The sequence below is a fragment of the Nostoc sp. PCC 7524 genome, from assembly GCF_000316645.1.
Classification (GTDB): domain Bacteria; phylum Cyanobacteriota; class Cyanobacteriia; order Cyanobacteriales; family Nostocaceae; genus Trichormus.
Map to the genome: position 1 here is coordinate 4,663,673 of NC_019684.1, position 19,070 is coordinate 4,682,742.

General features: G+C 42.1%; 14 protein-coding genes. 8 read left to right on the forward strand and 6 right to left on the reverse strand.

Annotation, left to right across the window (positions count from 1 at the left end):
• Positions 1 to 231 precede the first annotated feature (231 nt).
• The gene (locus NOS7524_RS18720; protein ID WP_015140049.1) at positions 232 to 432 is read left to right on the forward strand and encodes a hypothetical protein; all 201 of its coding nucleotides are present in this window, start codon (positions 232 to 234) and stop codon (positions 430 to 432) included.
• A gap of 93 nt (positions 433 to 525) precedes the next feature.
• Here NOS7524_RS18720 and NOS7524_RS18725 read toward each other — a convergent pair whose 3' ends face one another.
• Positions 526 to 1,383, reverse strand: coding sequence for a TetR/AcrR family transcriptional regulator (locus NOS7524_RS18725; RefSeq protein ID WP_015140050.1), 858 nt, complete (start codon positions 1,381 to 1,383; stop codon positions 526 to 528).
• 246 nt (positions 1,384 to 1,629) lie between these two features.
• Here NOS7524_RS18725 and NOS7524_RS18730 point away from each other — a divergent pair, with 246 nt between their 5' ends.
• From NOS7524_RS18730 to NOS7524_RS18740, 3 genes are read left to right on the forward strand one after another with little or no spacing between them, the layout of a single operon-like run.
• Complete coding sequence (locus NOS7524_RS18730) at positions 1,630 to 2,928, forward strand: ABC exporter membrane fusion protein (RefSeq protein ID WP_015140051.1); 1,299 nt, start codon at positions 1,630 to 1,632, stop codon at positions 2,926 to 2,928.
• A complete protein-coding gene (gene devC / locus NOS7524_RS18735) occupies positions 2,925 to 4,103 on the forward strand; it encodes an ABC transporter permease DevC (RefSeq protein WP_041555384.1) in 1,179 nt (392 codons plus the stop codon). Before NOS7524_RS18730 ends, devC begins: the two co-directional genes overlap by 4 nt.
• A 60-nt stretch (positions 4,104 to 4,163) precedes the next feature.
• On the forward strand, positions 4,164 to 4,883 hold the full coding sequence (locus NOS7524_RS18740) for a DevA family ABC transporter ATP-binding protein (RefSeq protein ID WP_015140053.1): 720 nt from the start codon (positions 4,164 to 4,166) through the stop codon (positions 4,881 to 4,883).
• Positions 4,884 to 4,891: 8 nt separating this feature from the next.
• On the opposite strand, the gene NOS7524_RS18745 is transcribed toward NOS7524_RS18740, so the two are convergent.
• Positions 4,892 to 7,579 (reverse strand): CHAT domain-containing tetratricopeptide repeat protein, encoded by a 2,688-nt coding sequence (locus NOS7524_RS18745; protein WP_015140054.1) that lies wholly within the window; start codon positions 7,577 to 7,579, stop codon positions 4,892 to 4,894.
• Positions 7,580 to 7,995: 416 nt separating this feature from the next.
• Between NOS7524_RS18745 and NOS7524_RS18750 the strand changes: the two genes are divergently transcribed.
• Entirely contained in the window at positions 7,996 to 8,355 is a 360-nt protein-coding gene (locus tag NOS7524_RS18750; protein WP_015140055.1) for a hypothetical protein, read from the forward strand.
• A gap of 38 nt (positions 8,356 to 8,393) precedes the next feature.
• On the opposite strand, the gene NOS7524_RS18755 is transcribed toward NOS7524_RS18750, so the two are convergent.
• Positions 8,394 to 11,405 (reverse strand): UPF0182 family protein, encoded by a 3,012-nt coding sequence (locus tag NOS7524_RS18755; protein WP_015140056.1) that lies wholly within the window; start codon positions 11,403 to 11,405, stop codon positions 8,394 to 8,396.
• Positions 11,406 to 11,724: 319 nt separating this feature from the next.
• Between NOS7524_RS18755 and NOS7524_RS18760 the strand changes: the two genes are divergently transcribed.
• Positions 11,725 to 12,168 (forward strand): cyclic nucleotide-binding domain-containing protein, encoded by a 444-nt coding sequence (locus NOS7524_RS18760; RefSeq protein WP_015140057.1) that lies wholly within the window; start codon positions 11,725 to 11,727, stop codon positions 12,166 to 12,168.
• 21 nt (positions 12,169 to 12,189) lie between these two features.
• Positions 12,190 to 12,708 carry a GNAT family N-acetyltransferase gene (locus NOS7524_RS18765; RefSeq protein WP_015140058.1) on the forward strand — a complete coding sequence of 173 codons (519 nt, stop codon included), beginning with the start codon at positions 12,190 to 12,192 and terminating at the stop codon, positions 12,706 to 12,708.
• A gap of 86 nt (positions 12,709 to 12,794) precedes the next feature.
• Here the strand turns inward: NOS7524_RS18765 and NOS7524_RS18770 are convergent, their stop codons facing one another.
• The 3 genes from NOS7524_RS18770 to NOS7524_RS18780 all read right to left on the reverse strand — a co-directional run bounded on the left by NOS7524_RS18770 (position 12,795) and on the right by NOS7524_RS18780 (position 16,731).
• Positions 12,795 to 14,018 carry a M20 family metallopeptidase gene (locus NOS7524_RS18770; protein WP_041555385.1) on the reverse strand — a complete coding sequence of 408 codons (1,224 nt, stop codon included), beginning with the start codon at positions 14,016 to 14,018 and terminating at the stop codon, positions 12,795 to 12,797.
• 148 nt (positions 14,019 to 14,166) lie between these two features.
• On the reverse strand, positions 14,167 to 14,841 hold the full coding sequence (gene bioD, locus NOS7524_RS18775; RefSeq protein WP_041555848.1) for a dethiobiotin synthase: 675 nt from the start codon (positions 14,839 to 14,841) through the stop codon (positions 14,167 to 14,169).
• A gap of 186 nt (positions 14,842 to 15,027) precedes the next feature.
• Complete coding sequence (locus tag NOS7524_RS18780) at positions 15,028 to 16,731, reverse strand: serine/threonine-protein kinase (RefSeq protein WP_015140061.1); 1,704 nt, start codon at positions 16,729 to 16,731, stop codon at positions 15,028 to 15,030.
• Between the two features lie 1,306 nt (positions 16,732 to 18,037).
• Between NOS7524_RS18780 and NOS7524_RS18785 the strand changes: the two genes are divergently transcribed.
• Entirely contained in the window at positions 18,038 to 19,054 is a 1,017-nt protein-coding gene (locus NOS7524_RS18785; RefSeq protein ID WP_015140062.1) for a ribose-phosphate pyrophosphokinase, read from the forward strand.
• Positions 19,055 to 19,070 lie beyond the last annotated feature (16 nt).

Here is a 19,070-nt window from a genome sequence, read left to right on the forward strand (position 1 = left end):
ACATTAGTATGCTTGAGAATCCACAGTACCAGCTTTCTGGAATTGACGCTAGATTTACGGCAGGATTAAGGGTTTAGAAGAACCTGGGGCAAGATTACGCCTAAAGACTCCAAACATTAAATAATTCCGAGTTAAAGCTGTAATTTAATAGTCACTGTTTGTACAGTCGTCAATGCTTATGGGCTTTGCCATAATTAGTAATCTCATTATTGATATTATGGCTGCTTGATAATGACAGACAACCAAGTCAAAGTACACCTGCTGGTTGGTATTCAGGGTTTGACATTATTGGTTTTCCAAGCAGATGACTGTTGGCAGTTTCGAGTATTAACTGTAGGTGGTGCTGTCTTCGGACAACGAAAACTCTATTACACTCTCCACGCGGCTGAAAAAGCTGCAAGGGAATGGATCAATCAGGATTTTGAGGACTAGGTGGGGGGATTGGCTGTTAATTAATTTATCCATGTATATACATAATATGAGTGATAAAACTAGGTTGTTGTATTTAGCCATGTATATACATAATTACTCTTCATCCTGATTTGGTAACAAGCCTTGACGCGCAAAGGTTTCAATAGCTTCAGAGCGTGTCAAATTATGTTTAGCGGCTAATTCTGCTAACTTTTCCCAGGCTGTATCTGTCAATCTAATAGACCTTAACTGTTTAGGCTCATGACTGTAGTCCGTCTGAAATTTCCCTGAAGATGTCCGCTTGCGTCTGGGTGATTTCTGCCTAGTACCAGAATACTGATGAGTAGATGTATTTTTTGAGAGATTGATAGTTATTAAATTGACTAAGTTATCAATCAGGCGATCGCGCTCCATTGGTAAAATATCCTCACCATGCAGCATATTCTGAATAATTGTGAAATGAATCAATGTGCCGATAAAAATACGTGCTGCTGCTTGCGGATCGAATAATTGCAATTCTGGATGATCAGTAAAATATTGGCTCACCAGTTCTAAACGAGGCTTATATATGTCACTCACGAAGATTCGTGCAAGGGAAGGAAACCTGCCAGACTCCCCAATAATCAATCTCACCAAGCTCAACAACTCTTGTGTTGGATGGACTTGAGACAAAATATGCTTCGCTAGGCGGCGCAAAACTATCTGTGGCTCTCCTTGCCGAAATTTGGGATCTTCCACTGCTAGGTATTTTTCTTGTGCTAGGCGTTCAATTAAAGCAGTAAACAACCCCTCTTTATCTTGAAAGTAGCTATAAACGGTTGTTTTAGAAACACCTGCTGCTGCTGTCACCTGATCCATTGAAGTAGCAGCATAGCCATGTTTTAAAAACTCTTGCATTGCACCTGCAAGAATAGCGTCTACCTTTTCGGGTGATAGCATTCGGTCTTCTGTCTGTATCTTCTTTTTTGTCATATGTAGTGAGTGTTGCTAGCGGTAGCGCGGCGTTGATCTGGTGGTGTTAGCTGTAGTGGAGTGACACGCCGCGTGCTTTCACGAAAATTTTGATACAATTCACTCCCCCCTGCTTCTCACCTAGTACCTATGCCCAATTTTTTTAATTTCCCAAAAAACTCTTGACATTATTGTAATGTACGGTTTAGTTTAGTTACATCTAAATAAACTAATTAGTTTATTTAAGGTACTAAGCAAAAGGGGCTGATGATGCGCGATGTAGCAGATCAAGGTTCCATATTCTTCAAGCCTAGTTCTCGCCCATTACTAATATTGGCAGTAACGACAGGTTTAGCGATCGCCGGATTCAAGGCTTGGGAATTTTGGCAAACTCCGGCCCAGTCTTCGGAAACAACCCAATTTAGCATACCGCAAGTAACGACGGTGACAGCATTGGGAAGACTAGAACCTCAAGGCAAGGTGATTAAACTATCTGCACCTTCATCTAGTCAGGGGAGTCGGGTAGAGCAATTGTTGGTAAAGGAAGGGGATAGGGTAAAAACTGGGCAGTTAATTGCGATTTTAGATAACCGCGATCGCCTAGAAGCAGCTTACCAAGAAGCCCAAGAGGCTGTAAAACTGGCCCAGATCAACTTAGCAAAAATTCAAGCAGGAGCCAAAGATGGTGAAATAGCCGCCCAAAGAGCCGAAGTTGCCCGAATACAAGCCCAGACAGTAGGTAATGAAAGAGAACAAAAAGAAGCGATCGCCAGGTTAGAAGCCCAGTGGCAAGGTGAAAAAACAGCCCAACAAGCCACAATTAAGAGATTAGCCGCAGAGCTAAAAAATGCTCAAATCGAATTTCAACGCTATCAGCAACTTTCCTCTGACGGGGCAATTTCTCAGTCGGCTTTCGACAGCAAAAGGCTAAATGTAGATACCATTACCCAGCAGTTAGACGAAGCTCAGGCAAACCTGCAACGGATTGATAGCACTGGACAGAAGCAAATTAGTGAAGCCAAAACAGCCTTAGCTAGAATTAATGCCACTGGTGATCAACAACTGAGTGCAGCCACCGCCACCCTAGACAAAATCGCGGAAGTACGTCCTGTAGATGTAGCCGCAGCAAAAGCCGAAGTGAGCCGCACCATAGCAGCAGCGAAGCAAGCAAAGGCAAATTTGGCGCAAGCCTATGTCAAAGCTCCCCAAGATGGTGTGATATTTGACATTCATACCCGTGCAGGTGAAGTAGTATCTAACGACGGCATCGTGGAAATTGGGCAAACTAACCAGATGTATGCAGTGGTGGAAGTTTACCAAAGCGATATTAACAAAATCCGTTCTGGACAACAGGTGCAGATATCAAGTAATTCTCTTTCCGGACAATTACGAGGAACAGTAGATTGGATTGGCTGGAAAGTACAACGGCAGAACATTATTAACACAGATCCTAGTGAAAATATTGATGCGAGAGTTGTAGAAGTCCACGTCCGGTTAGATGAAACCTCTAGCCAAAAAGCGGCCAAGTTTACCAATTTGCAAGTTAAGGCGGTGATTCAACTGTGATGGGATTAGTTCAAGAATTACAACGGCGTACGCCTCTAGGATGGTTACAACTGAGCCATCAAAAAAGTCGCTTGCTAGTAGCTTTAGCAGGTATCGCCTTTGCCGATGTGTTAATTTTCATGCAGTTAGGTTTTCAAAATGCCTTGTATGACAGCAACACCCGCCTCAATCGCGCCTTACTGGGAGACATCATTTTAATTAGTCCCCAAAGCAAAAATATGCAAAATATGGCTACCTTCTCGCGACGGCGACTACTACAAGCTGCGGATGTGCCAGGTGTAAAATCAGCTGAAGCCTTGTATATTGGGTTAGTCACTTGGAAAAATCCCCAAACTCGTCGTAAAACTACAATCCAAGCAATAGGATTTAATCCTGAGCAGCCAGCTCTGAATATCCCAGAAATCAACACTCAGCTAGATAAGATTAAACTACCAGGAAAATTTTTGTTTGATCGTGCTGCCAGAGGAGCATATGAAGAAGTTTTTCAGCAAATAGATGCAGGTAAAGTTGTCACCACCGAAGTTGATAGACGCACAATTTCCATTGATGGCTTATTTAAATTAGGAGCATCATTTGGTGCTGATGCCACTTTAGTTTCCAGTGATGAAAATTTTTTGCGGTTATTTCCGAGAAGACAAGCAGGAAGCATTAGTTTAGGTTTAGTTAATATTCAACCAGGATATGAGCCACAACAAGTAGCAGATGATTTGAAAGCTTACTTCAGAACTGAAGATGTAAAAGTATTAACTCGTGCAGAATATATCAAATTTGAAGAAGACTACTGGAAAAAAGAAAGCCCTATTGGTTTTATTTTTACTTTAGGCGTATCAATGGGCTTTATTGTGGGTGTGATTATTGTCTATCAAGTCTTATCAACAGATGTTAATGCCCACATAAAAGAATACGCCACATTCAAGGCAATGGGTTATCGTAATTCCTATTTATTAGGGGTGATTTTTGAAGAAGCAATTATCTTAGCAGCTTTGGGTTTCATTCCGGGATTGATCGTCCCATTGGGACTGTATCGGTTAGCAGCCAATGCCACAAATTTACCGATATATATGACTGCCGTTAGAGCCATCACAGTTTTATTAATAACGATAATTATGTGTACAATTTCGGGAGCGATCGCTACTCGGAAATTACAGTCTGCTGACCCGGCTGATATGTTTTGAGGTAAGGGGACTGTGGATTAGGTATTGGGGACTGGGTAAGTAAATAATTCAATCACTAATATGCAAGCTTTTAATAAATTTAATCCTGTTATTTCTGCTCAAAATTTAGATCATTACTTTGGTAGTGGTCAACTGCAAAAGCAGGTTTTATTTAATATCAACCTGGAAATTAACGCTGGGGAAATTGTGATTATGACAGGGCCTTCCGGTTCTGGGAAAACTACACTGTTAACTTTAGTCGGTGGATTGCGTTCTGCCCAGTCTGGTAGTTTGCGAGTATTAGGGAAAGAACTTTGTGGTGCCAGTAGCGAACAATTAACCCAAGTGCGACGTAATAACGGTTATATATTCCAAGCGCATAACTTGCACGGAAGTTTAACAGCACTGCAAAATGTGCGGATGGGTTTAGAGGTGCAAGCCAACATTTCACCCCAACAAATGTTGACTCGTTCCCAAGCAATGCTAGAGGCAGTAGGGTTAGGAAATCGATTAGATTACTATCCAGATAATTTATCAGGAGGACAAAAACAACGGGTAGCGATCGCTCGTGCTTTAGTCAGTCAGCCTAAAATAGTCTTAGCAGATGAACCTACAGCTGCACTAGATAAACAATCCGGGCGTGATGTCGTGGAAATCATGCAGAAACTAGCTAAAGAACAAGGTTGTACAATTTTGCTTGTCACCCACGACAATCGCATTTTAGATATAGCCGATAGGATTATTTACATGGAAGATGGGCATCTGATCAATAACAGTGTCAGTGTTGCAGCTGTTGAATAATTCTTTCTCTACTTCCATTCACCCTGTAAAGTAAAAGCTGCCCAATAATAAGGTGCTGCATACTGTTGTTTACGCCAGATTTCTATCTGTGCAGTTCTTAACGCTGCCGCAGGTTTTAATCCTGTTTGTAGCATCTGTTTGTAAAACAACTGCATCAGTTCGGAAGTGGCTTGATCATCCACACTCCATAAACTCACCACAACTCGTGGACTTCCCGCATACATAAATCCCCTAGTTAAACCAACTAATCCTTCTCCCTTAACTTCCTCTCCCAGTCCAGTTTTACAAGCACTGAGTACAACTAACTCAGCTTGCAGGTTAAGGTTAAAGATATCATGTAAGCGTAAAAAGCCATTTTGAGGCATTCCCTGATTGTCAAATAGCGATAATACTACCCCAGATAATTCTGGATGTTTGCTGTTGAGAATGCCATGAGTAGCGAAATGGATGATGCGATACTGGCTCAATTCATTGCTAGTGGCTGTGTTGCGACTAGCGGTAAAGTCAAAAGCTGGCTTACCTTTACTATCAGGTACAAGTGCCAGAATCGCCTCGGCTTCTTGGCGTGTAAAGCGTAGACGTTCAAATCTGATCTCAGAGTCACTAGCAGCTCTTGTTAAGGCGAGTTTGTTTAAATTGTTGTCTACAACAGCAGGGCGAGCGGTTTTACCTTGAAGACGCTCATCATCACTGCTAAAAACTGGATCTGCCAATACAGCTAATGCTTTAGATGTAGGTTGACGCTGTTTGTGTTCTTGTCGGAGGATAGCAACTGTAGAGGCTGAGGGTAAAGTGATGATTTCGTGGTTCAGTAGTAATGGTTGATATTTGTTGCCAGCTTGTGAGTAATTAGTATTTAGGGCAGTAAATGGTACATACTGCAAAGCCCCGTCACTAACAACTACTAAACGTTGATTTTTCAATTGTGGGGCTACCGGAGCGAGGATGATCTGAGATAGGGTATCTATAGATGGGCTATGGCGGAGATAGGGACTGGTAATATCTTGACGGAATTTGTGGGCGATCGCTTCAATATCTGCACGTTTAGGTAATTCGTAACTCTTAATACTCTTATTGGTAACTGCCCAAAGGTAACTCCGCTTTTCTCCTAGAGAATATTCTAGTAATAAGGTGTTGTCATCCAGAACTTGCTTTTGAATTTGTGCTAATGACAAAGGCTGAGGTTGAGTCAGTGCTGCATAACGTGGGCTGGTAGCACGAATCTTTGCCTGTAAGTGTTTATATTGTTCTAGCAGTGTTGTAATGTCTTTTGCTAAAGCTTGCGCTTGAGATTCGGTATGGTGACGACTCAGCAGTTCTATCTGTTGCGTTTCTAAAAAATCAAGTTTTTGTCGCAGTTTGCGTTCTTGGGAAAGTAACTCTGGTTCGACTCCTTGACGAATATCAGCGTTAGCTTCACTCAGCAATTCTAAGAGACTACGGGCGCGGGCGCGTTCACTAGCTTGCAATGCCTGAGCATCATACCCTTGAGATGGTTGCTGCTTGTGTCGCTGCATCAGCAAGTCGATGTAGAGCTGGTAATAATCCTGCACTGTAGCAAAATACGAAGTGCGGAGTTCCTGAGAGGTGATTTGAGAGCGGATATCCTCAACAATTTTGATGGCTATCTCAATTTGTGTTTGGGCTGTGTTGAAGTTGCCTTTATCCCGTTCCAAAGCCGCCAGATGATATAAATTGTGGGCTTCTCTGGGCTTGTTTCCCACCTGTTGGAATATGGGTAGAGATTGGTGAAAATAATCCTGTGCTTTTTGTTGTTCTCCCAATTTCACGTAGACTCTACCTAAATTCAGAAGGGCGATCGCTTTTCCTGATTTATCTCCTACTATTTCAAATAGCGGCAGTGACTGATAAAAATAATCCAAGGCTTTTTGCTGTTGTCCTTGATTGGAATAGGCAATGGCTATATTGTTCAAGACAATTGCTTCACCACTTTTATCTTTAGCTTGTTGGTATAAAAGTAAGGATTGATTGAAGTAATCTAAAGCTTTTTGCTCATCTCCTAAATCGGAGTAGGCTTTGCCAATATTATTAATGGTATTAGCTGTGCTAGATTTTTCACCTACTAGGATTTTTAGGGGTAGGGATTGATGATAGTAGTCTAAAGCTTTTTGATGTTCTCCCAAGAAACTGTAGATTACGCCAATATTATTGAGAGTAATACCTTCGCCTCTTTTGTCTTGTGTTTGTTGTCGCAGAGGGAGGGCTTGAAAATAATAATCGAGTGCCTTTTGTCTTTCTCCTAACTCGGAGTAGATTTTGCCAATGTTATTGAGGGTTGTACCTTGCCCTGATTTATCTTTGATTTGTTGGTAGAGTAATAGGGCTTGTCTGTAGTAATCTTGTGCTGTTTGCTTTTCGCCCAAGTCTGAGTTAATTTTGCCAATGTAAACGAGAGTGAGAGCTTGGAAAGAGCGATCGCCTACAGCTCGATATAATACTAAGGCTTCCTCAAATTTTTTTATTGCCTGTTGTCTAGCGGCTGCCGTCCCTTGCTCATACAGTTGTTTCCCCTGCTCATATACTTGTTTAGCGGTTGTCTGTGTCGTCTGGGCAATCTTAATTTCATATTGTTCAATAGAGGCAAAACTTGTTTCTGAAAGCAAAATGATACTGGTACATATAACAATAGTATGACTAGCTATTGATTGCATGAATTGCCTGTTATTTTGAGTCATAAAAATACCTTTGTTTTTATTGATTTTCAGTTATTTTTGTCTAAGGGAAATTTAAAATTTTTGTAGGTATCACTAATACTTTATTTTTAAACGCAAAGTGGCGCAGAGGTTTACGCAGAGGAACACAGAGGTTTAAGGCTAGTTTTGTATTTAGTGTTTTAATAACTGTTAATGGTAGATGATTTATGTAGCTGTCTACGTTTAGGATTCCCAAAATCCAATACAAACAGTAGAGATTACTAAATTTTTATGTAAACGTGTAATTACTTAACTGCAACTATAAAGACACGATGAGTCATGAGTTATATCACCCGATTGGATGACACTACTGGAGGAAGTTGTTATTAAGTGGTTTCGCGTATTCTATGAGAATCGTAATCAGCATTCTCATATTTTAGAGAGAAGGATAGAAATCTATGCAGCTAAGTATTGTTAATGAAAACGTAAAAATTACATGGGAATGGTACGAGCAATTATTAACTTTTAATTTTAATGAAACTTTCGTGATTCCTATTAATCATATAGCAGCAGTGACTATAACCGAACCTGCTAGTAGTTGGGCAGAAATTCGCTGTCCTGGTACTGGGATTCCCGGCATTATTAAAGCAGGAACTTTCTACAGCAATCGAGGTAAGGAATTTTGGTATGTAACACAAGACAAGAACTATCTGACTTTGGAATTGAGAGATGAACCATTCCAAAGAATTATTCTCACAATTGATAATAATCATGCCTGGGCAGAAAGGATTAGTCAATTTGTGCCAGTTGCAGGTTAATAATTTATACAATGATAAGTCTTTATCCGGAAACGATATTACTCAGCTGGTGTTTCTTCTTCAAACGGACGAATAATTGCTGGTGCAGGTGTGACTTCTGGTTGAAAGATTGCCTGTAAAGCTTGTTCTAGAGTTTGTGTCATGACAATCCGATTTTCGTAGGCTACAACTACACGCACTAGGGTTGGTAGACTATTCTGGGTGGCTTCTAGATAAATTGGCTCAACATATAGCAGAGATTGTTCAATGGGAATGATCAATAAATTCCCTTGAATGGCTCTAGAACCTTGACGATTCCACAATGATATTTGTTGTGAAATTACGGGATCTTGGTTAATTCTGGCTTCGATTTGTTCAGGCCCGTATACTAGGCGTTGCTTCGGAAAGACATATAGCAACAACTTACCGTAGTTTTCCCGATCTGATCGCGCGGCTAACCAAGCAACTAAATTAGTCCTCTGTTTGGGTGTGTATGGTAACAGTAGGATAAATTCTTCAAAGGGAACTGTCGGTAGGCTGGTAATTAAATAATAAGGTTCTACCAAACGAGATTCACTACCATAAATTTCTTTGGGGATTTGCCACAGGTCTTCCCGATTGTAAAATACTAGGGGATCTGTCATGTGGTAAATCATCAACCGTTCAGATTGAATGGAGAAGAAGTCTACCGGATAACGGATATGTTGGCGCAGCATTACCGGCATTTCACTGAAGGGTTTGAACAGTTGAGGAAATATAGCTGACCAAGTAGCAATGATGGGATCTCTAGGGTCAGCAATGTAAAAGTTAACAGTGCCGTTGTAGGCATCAATCACGATTTTAACTGAGTTACGGATGTAATTAATACCTTCCCTACCTGGGTCTGAGTAGGGATAGCGATCGCTAGTAGTGTAAGCGTCTACAATCCAGTAAAGATAATTATTCTGACCAGGAAACTCTGGATGGGCTTCCGCACTGACTAAATATGGGTCACTGTCGAATTTTAAAAAAGGTGCGATCGCCCGAATTCTGTGATTGATATTCCGCCGGAACAATACTTTAGTATCCGGTAAAAAGTCCCGTGTAAACAACATTTGCCAATCTTTTAAATAGGTGGCAAATAACAACCGTCGCCAGTTTGCACCAATCCGTACACCACCCAAACCATCGTAGGTGTTATAAGCATTATCACTGCCACTGGGATAGTCTAATTCTTTGACTCTTGTACCAGTCATTACATAGTTATTAGTAATTTCACCGAAATAAATCCGGGGTTGACCAATGGGAATGCTGTCACGAATAGCTGCATTGGCAGTATTGAGGGGACTGCCATCAATACCAGCAATATCTTTGACAAAGTATTCTGGTAATCCTCCTGGCCCCACTGTATTCACGGGACTCATAGTAAAGCCGTAGCCGTGGGTATAAATTAAATGTTGGTTTACCCACGTCTGCGCCTGCTGGGGGACGGCACTGTAGTCTAATTCCCTGGCGGTAATTAATACCTGTCGCCGTTCTGTGGCTTCATTAATATCTTGGTCAGGGATGGGTAAGGAACGGGGGGCGGCTGGTCGGCGTGCCTCTACTTCAGTTTGTATGGTGTAGCGGTCAATATCGGCATCAGGAAAGCGATAGTATGGTCGGAATTGTTGTAGTTGGCGGTTGGTTTCCAACAGTGGTCGCTGATCCCAAAGACGAATATTGCGAATTGTCAGGTCATTTTCTCTAATATCCGCTTCTGTCAAGGTGCCTTGCGGGTTAAAGTCTTGAGCATTAATGGAGTCTAAATCAAAGGCTTGTCTAGTTAAGGCAATAGTGCGCCGAATGTATGGTTCTTCCCGTTGTAATTCGTTGGGTTGGACAATTAAAGATTGCACCGTCGCAGGTATGAAATGACCAGCTACTACTACCAAAAATAGATAAACACCCAATCCATAAAAGACAAAGCGGCGATATCGAGAAGCAGGCCGCCAAAAGATGGTTCGCCAAGCTAGATAAGTCGCGATCGCCAAGGCTAAAACAAATAAGGCATTGTAAGCTGGCAACTGAGCGTTCACATCAGTGTAGCTCGCACCATAACTTACCCCACGGGGAGAATAAACCAGTTGGTAGCGACTCAGCCAATAACTGAAGGAGATGAGCAGCATTAGTAAGCTACCCATGCCGTATAAATGACGCTGCTGTTGGGATGTCAAACCGGGGAATATCCCCTGGCTGAGACTGTCAGCTGAGAGGAGATAGGTGAGGGCGACGGCGACAAAGCCATACAAAAACATCCCCATCAGCCACAGTTCTAGTAATTCCCAGAAGGGGAGAGAAAATATATAAAAGCTGATATCGAGTCCAAATAAAGGCTCACTGCTGTTGAAGGGTGTGGGGTGGAAATATTGCAGCACTTTAGCCCAGTTTTGGAACATGATTGTACCGAACACTAGGCTTAAGATAACCGCGATCGCTGGCAGTAAAAATCGAGCATAAACTAAAACGGCGATCGCAGCACCAATTACCAAGCCCACATACGACACTTGATAGATAATTTGTTCTCCCAATTGCCAAATTGTCTCTAGCCGAAACGGGGCAAGAGTCGGGAGATTATTTTTATTAAGGGCAGGATACCAGTAAGAAAGAGCAATATGACCGTAGTGAGCCAGCAATAACCCTACCAACAAACTCAAGATTAAAACTAGAGGTAGTAGCAATCGTAGTTTAATCGGTTTTACGCGTTGTTCCTCTAGCTTCCGGGGTGGACGACGTGGAGGAGATTGAGGACTCAACAGTTTTTTCAGTTCACTACTTAGTCCCCCTTCCTCTGGCTTGACTTCCTCAATTTTCAAGGAATGGGGATACTTGAGGCGTTGCGCCAAAGCCAGATTTCCCAGTAAATAGGTAGCTGTGATGGCAGTAGCGAATATCCATAAACCACCACGAGTCACCAGTCGAATCAAAAATACTCGCAAATAGCCGACTTCCTGGAACCAGAAAATTTCTGCACCTAAACGGGAACTCAAATCCCCAAACAGCACCAGTCCCAGGAATACTATTGAGAGTCGCAATAACCATTTCCAAATCATGCTTTGGCAGCTACCCTAGTAGTCTCCACATCGTCTCCATATATTTATTATGAAATTTTTTGGCAATTATTCTGCTGAATCCAATTAATCTGTAGCTTATACTGGCTAGCAATTGACAGTTATACTTTTATGCCTAATAGTGTGATTTCTGCATCTACCAAAATGTCTAATGTCTACCCTTCTCACACAGTTAACGGCTCCTTTTCCTCAAGGATTTGTCAAAATAATATATTCCTTATATCAAGCAATGCGATCGCCCCATTGCTGCAACAGATTGGAAATATAATTAAAATTTATGTGTAAAAAATAACTATAAATTATGCTCAGTAGCGTTGATCGTTTATTATTTGTGCGACGAGTCCCGATTTTTAAGGAATTGCGGGATGATTTTATTGTGCGCCTGGCCTCAGTGATGCACGAGTTGCATTTTTCAGCCAATCACACTATTTTTAGACAGGGAGAAGAAGGGCGATCGCTGTATATTGTTGTCTCTGGTAGAGTGAAAGTCCATATTGGGGATAAACAACTAGCAGTAGTAGAGCAGGGAAAATACTTTGGTGAGATGGCAGTATTTGATACTCAACCCCGTTCCGCTTCTGTCACTACTTTAGAACCTTGTGAATTTTTAGAACTAACTCAAGAGCAACTTTATGATGCCATTGAAGAAACTCCCGAAATTGCAGTTAACATTATTCGTGAGTTATCCCGTCTCATTCGCCAATTGAATGAGAACGTTAATGTAACTACGTTGAACCGCCAATAGTCAAGTCAATCATCAACCATCATGGCAACAGATGCGATCATCTTGCGTTTAGAAAAGATTGCAGAAAACCATGCCCAGCGCCTCTATTTATATATCAGTAATCCAGGGATTTATGAATATCTTGAAGAACAAATCCCAACTATCTTAGAACTTGAGCAACAGTTCAAGTTCGCCGCCCTAGAAAAATCACCAGATAATGAAACTATGGTCTGGCTAAAATGGGTTGCTGTCACGCCCCAAAACCAATATATTGGTCTTGTCGAGATAGGTATTTTTGATGACCAGTACGCAGAAATTGGCTTTATGACATTCGTTGGTTTTCAAAAGCGAGGATACGCACCTGTTTACTGTTCCCTAGCCATCAACGAAGCTAAACAACGTTTTCAGCTTTCCACATTACACGCATCGGTGAACGAACACAATCTTGCTTCCCGTAAGGTAGTTGAGAAACTTGGGTTTAATTTGGTCAAAGTTAACCATAACGCAGAGTTGATCCAAGGTAAGCCGTCAGATGAATTAATTTACCGTTTAACATTTTGATTGTTAAGCAAAGATGCGGGTGAAAATTACCTGTCGAACTCAAATTCAATTAGATAAATTATCTAAGCTGATGGTGGTTGAGCTATCTAATCACAAAATTTCTCCACACAACGCACAAATATCTCTACACCCATAGCTAACGCAGTCTCATCAAAATCAAAACGGGGGTGGTGGTGGGGATAAGCTAAGTCTCTTTCTGGGTTAGCAGAACCAAGAAAGAAATAGCAACCAGGAACTTGTTGCAAGAAAAATGACATATCCTCACCGCCCATAGTTTGACATTCTGGCACTACACCCATAGGCGTTTCTACTACTTCTTCTACCACCGATCGCACCAATTCTGCCATACCATGATCATTAATTACTGGGGGATAAAGTGAACGATATTGAAAATCATACTCCGCCCCATAACTTTGACAGATGCCGCTAATAATTTGCTCAATACGCTGGGGAAAAAAGCCTTGGAAAGCAGGGTTAAAATACCTAACAGTTCCTTTTAAAGTGGCTGTATCAGCAATCACATTATGGGTTGTACCTGCATGGAGTGCGCCGACAGTCACAACGGCTGAGTCAATGGGGTTAACATTCCGCGCGACAATGGTTTGTAAAGCGGTGACGATTTGGGCTGCAACTACCACAGAATCCACAGTTTGATGAGGGATGGCACCATGTCCACCTTTGCCTAAGATAGTGCAATCGAATAACTCTACAGCCGCCATCAACGCACCAGAGCGAACTCCCACCGTTCCCAGAGGCAAATTATTCCACAGATGCAACCCGATAATGGCATCAACATCAGGGTTTTTGAGTACCCCAGCCTCAATCATCGGCTTGGCTCCCCCTGGCCCTTCCTCCGCAGGTTGGAAGATAATCTTGACAGTACCAGTAAAATCCTGACGATGCTGTTGTAAATAATAAGCTGTGCCGAGAGCGATCGCTGTATGTCCGTCATGTCCGCAAGCGTGCATCACACCATCATGTTGAGAACAATAGGGGACTTGATTCAGTTCTTGAATTGGCAAAGCATCCATATCTGCACGAATTGCCAAAACTGGGGAGTGGGGAGTGGGTGGTTTTGTACCTTGGATAGTGGCTACTATACCAGTGTGGGCAATCTTTGTTTGATGCTCAATTCCCCATGCTTGCAATTTGCTGGCGATAAACTCAGCCGTGAGTTTCTCTTGAAATCCTAACTCCGGTTTTTGATGTAGTCGCCGCCGCCATTCCACCAACTGTGGTTGTAATGAGCGAATTGCCAAGCGCACACGCGATAAGTCAACAGAAACCGAGTTGGGAAAGGTAGAAACCATGACAGCTAACTTCGCCAAAGATGAGGTTATTTCCTCAGTTTATCGTTAGTTATTAGGCAATAGGCACTCTTGCAATAAATAGGCAATAGTCTTTCTCCCCTACAGCCCTAAGTCCCCACTCCCTACTCCCTACTCCCCACTCCCTCATTCAAGACAATGTTTCTAAATCTAGATTTGAGGCAATTTGCGCGAGTTGATCAAAGTCTGTAAAGTTATCTACATAAGGTAAACAGCCTAAAACTGGAATATTAGTGAGAGATTGAATTAAGTCTTTGGGTGTCAAGTCGGCTATTTCTGCATCAGTACGGGGTTGTATACAGTTAAGTACAATACCTTTGAGATTGATCCGTGTTTGTCTAGCTAAGGCGACATTTGCAACTGTGTGACTGATTGCACCTAATTTGACTGGCACTACCAAAACTGTGGGTAAACGCCATTCCCCAGCTAAATCAGCTACTGTTAACTCCTCAGTTACTGGTGAACCTAATCCACCTAAAGATTCTATTAACAGGAAATCATAGCGCGATCGCATCTCTACTAAAGCTTGCCAAACTATCCCTAAATCCACAGAACGATTTTCTTTAGCGGCAGCAATGGGGGGAGCTAAAGGCGCTTGAAAGTATAAAGGCGTAATTTCTTGGGCTGATTGTTCTAATTTAAATAGATTTTGATACCATTCGCGATCGCCTACTCCCGATTGTATTGGTTTCATAATCCCCAAGCGGCTTTGAGGATAATATTTTTGCCAGTAGGCTGCTAAAACCGTAGTTAAAACAGTTTTACCCGCTTCCGTATCTGTACCAGTAATTAGTAGTTCTTTCAGCAAGTTAGTTTAATACTTAATCAAATGAATTTAGTTAGTTCTGAGTCATGCCAGATACCAGACAAGTCTCTGCTGGAATTGGCGATCGCTCACCAGCCACCAATTATTTTAATACACTCTTGCTGCTGACCTTTCCCTGATCAGGAAATGTCAGCAGTCTGCAAATTGTCAATCCCCAGTCCCCCCTTACGGTGAAATAGTCGGTTCGGGAGTAGCTTCCAGGATGTCATCAGCAGGTGGGTTATTATTCTCTTCTCCTTCAAAAGTCGGGGTGGGTGTGGGTGTGATTGTAAATGTAGGTGTGGGTGTGGGCGTAAATGTAGGTGTAGGTGTGGGTATAGGTGTAGGAGTGAGTGTAAATGTAGGTGTTGGCGTTGGTATAGGTGTGAGTGGTTTTTCTAACACTACATTTAAGCTGTAATCACTGGCAGTTATGCCATCTGCCAGAGTTAATTGAATAGTGTATCTGCCAGTATTGGGTAATGTGCCTACATAGTTGGTTACTTGCTGGGCGCTGCTATCAATTGCTTGTTGATTGGGACTTAAAACTGTCAGTGTAATCCCGTCACTTTGATCAACGGCAGTAGTTAACTTGTCTCCTGCTTCCCCAAAAAAACTGTATTGGATGATTTGGTTGGCTTGGAGAGTATCTTCAACTGTGGCTATATTAGATGCTCCCAAATTGAGACGCTTGTTAATAATTACTGGTTCTGGGGTAGGTGTGGGAGTCGGTTCAAAAGTTGTACCCCCAGTCACCACTGGCGAAGGGAAAGTCTGGGGTGGTGGTGTTTCATCCGGTGAATTGGAGGAGTGGCTACGCAAAGAACTGACTAATGCCCAAGAACCAAAACCTGCCAAAATTACCACAGCACTACCAATCGCACCCAAGGCCAAGGGATTATCTAAAATTGAACTACTGTGACTGGGTGGAATTGCCGGATTGGGTTTTTGGGGTGCAGCTGGTGGTGTCGGTGGTATATCATCAGGACGACGGCCAACAGCGATTGTTTGCAGACGCGAAACATTAGGGAGAGAGACACTAGCCCTAGATTGATCTAATATTTGTAATGCTTGAGCTACATCAATGGCTCTTTGATAGCGATCGCTCGGTGAATGACTCAACATCCGATTGATAATTTGGGCAAATAGTGGATTTACTACCACCAACTTTTGCCAATTCCAAGTTAGTTGATGTTCATCAAATAATTCCGATGCTTCCTTTCCAGTCAGTAAAACTATCGCTGTCACCGCTAACGCATACAAATCACTGCTAGGATAAGCTCGTCCGGTTTGCATCTGTTCGCTAGGAGCGAAACCTAATTTTCCGACTGTCGTCACCGGCATAGCACTCTCAGGCGATTGCAGACGTGTTGCTAAATCTTTAACTACTCCAAAGTCAATCAACACTGGTTTAGCGTCACTATCCCGCAAAATGATATTATCCGGTGAAATATCTCGGTGAATAATCCCCCGACTGTGAATATGCTCTATTAAAGGTAAAAGCGAGCGCATGAGCTGCAATACTTCCGCCTCAGAGAAAGTTTTCCCCATAGCTTGGCGCTCACTTAGCAAATCTCGATAAGTCTTACCCGCAATGTAATCCTCTACCAAAAATAAGCGTTGATCTTGCTCAAATCTTTCTCGGAACTTCGGCACTTGTGGATGTTCTATTTGATACAAAATAGTCGCTTCTCGATGAAACAGTTCCTGTGCCTTTTCCCAAGCAGAAGTTCCTGTAGCTGAGGGAATTAATTCCTTAATTGCACACAGTTCATTAAAACGCCTTTGATCTTCTGCTAAATAGGTTCTGCCAAATCCCCCTTGTCCGAGAATTTGAATAATACGGTAACGGTTTTGTAGGACAGTGCCAATTGAAATGGGTGGTTGCATGATTCATGAATAGAATGTAATGGCAACTGAGGAGGAAGTCTCTCACCAAGATAAATCAAAGCGGCGACCGACAGTTACCTGCGGCGATATTGTATCGTACACAGCCAGCAAATAAACCTCCAACAACTGCTCAAAAAACACTTGTAACTTCCGTGTTAACAGGTAGTAAGTAAATCAGGTGCAACAAACTTACTTAACTTTTTTTGCATACTTCATTCTCAGTACCTAAAAGTGAGGAAATTATCAACTAAGCCAGCTTGTGGAAATTGACCACAACTTTCCTCACTGAAAATCCCGGAATTGATGGAAACACGGTTTTGACGGTGTTAGCCGCCGTGGTAGAATTAGTCGGTTGAAAGACCAACGGTGGTAGAGTAAAAATCTCCTGTAAGCATCAGCCTTCCGTAAGGTTGATATTGTCATACCCTCAAACCGCAAATAGTTTTGTCAGGGTAGCAAAAACCTCTTTCAACATAGCTCAGTCATTCTAATGAGTGGTGAAAAATTAGTAAAAATTTCCTAGTTATCTATAGTCTCTGCTGTATCCTCAATCGCTCAGGATGAGTTTAACCCATTTATCCAAGAGTGATTGGTAAAGTATTGAGTGACTATCCATCAAAAATTCATAGGCTGAAAACACAATGGCTTGGAGTCAAAGCAACTTGAACAACATAAGTTTAACCGCAGAATATCTGTAAGCCATGATAATGGAATTAATTAACCTGTTTTCTTATAGCTTGTAGAATAGATAGCAGTCACAGCAGTAATGACAAGTTCATACAGCAGAACTGCCCCAGTCATCAGCTAAACCTACACAGTTGAAAATTCAGCTAAATTCCTAAATTGGGTGATTTTTTTTGTGATTTATAACCAAAAATATATTCAGTCAGTTTATATTATAATTTTGCAACCAGTATTATAAATTCAGCGAACATTCAGATTTCCGCAATATATTTGTTGGTGGAAGTTGGAGTTTACTGAATTGTACTTGTGCAATATCAATTAAGTCATCAAGGGTTGACCCTCAGCAAGAAATACGATGGATAGAAGCAGTATTCTATCAAAACCAGTTCTGCACAATTTGGATGTTTTTCGCATTAACCCAGGTTCATCTATGAGATTAGTTCATAGACCTGGCAGCAGTGAATTCCAGAAGGCTTCGTTTGTCAAAAGGAATGAAAAATGGGCGGGTAATAGTTTTATTGAGAAATGTTTAAAGTAGTTATGAAAGCTTCAACAAAACTTACAGAAGTTTTTCTTAGGCTATTTCAGTTAAATCTACTAAATATCTAATGCTAATATTGCCATGAATGCACTTCGAGGATCTGCTGTGCTCAGTTCTGCAACGTTAAAAGTGCAGCCAGCTGCAACAGGACTGACTGAAAATCATCGCCTGCGGCTATTTTCTGGCTCTGCCAACATCCAACTTTCTCAAGAAGTGGCTCGTTACCTGGGTATGGACTTGGGGCCAATGATTCGCAAAAGATTTGCGGATGGTGAACTCTACGTTCAAATTCAGGAATCAATTCGGGGTTGTGATGTCTACCTCATCCAGCCATCATGTCAGCCCGTTAACGATCACCTGATGGAATTGCTGATTATGATTGATGCCTGTCGGCGTGCTTCTGCCCGTCAGGTGACAGCAGTGCTTCCTTACTATGGCTATGCCCGTGCTGACAGAAAAACAGCCGGGCGAGAATCCATCACCGCCAAGCTAGTTGCCAACCTGATTACTCAAGCAGGTGCCAACCGCGTCCTAGCAATGGATTTACACGCTGCTCAAATTCAGGGCTATTTTGATATTCCCTTTGATCATGTTTACGGTTCACCAGTCATCTTGGATTATTTGGTGAGCAAACAACTGCATGACATCGTGGTGGTTTCCCCTGATGTTGGGGGTGTAGCACGGGCTAGAGCTTTTGCTAAAAAACTCAATGATGCGCCCCTAGCGATTATTGATAAACGTCGTCAAGCTCATAATGTCGCCGAAGTTTTGAATGTTATCGGTGATGTTAAAGGCAAAACCGCAGTTTTAGTTGACGACATGATCGATACAGGCGGCACAATTGCCGAAGGTGCTAGACTACTGCGGGAAGAAGGAGCGCGTCAGGTTTATGCTTGTGCAACCCATGCAGTATTTTCACCACCTGCAATTGAGCGATTGTCCAGTGGCTTGTTTGAAGAAGTAATTGTGACGAATACAATTCCCATCCCAGAAAGCAAGCATTTCCCCCAATTAGTCACGCTGTCAGTCGCTAATTTGTTAGGGGAAACCATCTGGCGGATTCATGAAGATACTTCAGTAAGTAGTATGTTCCGCTAGCCAGAAAAAGACTGTC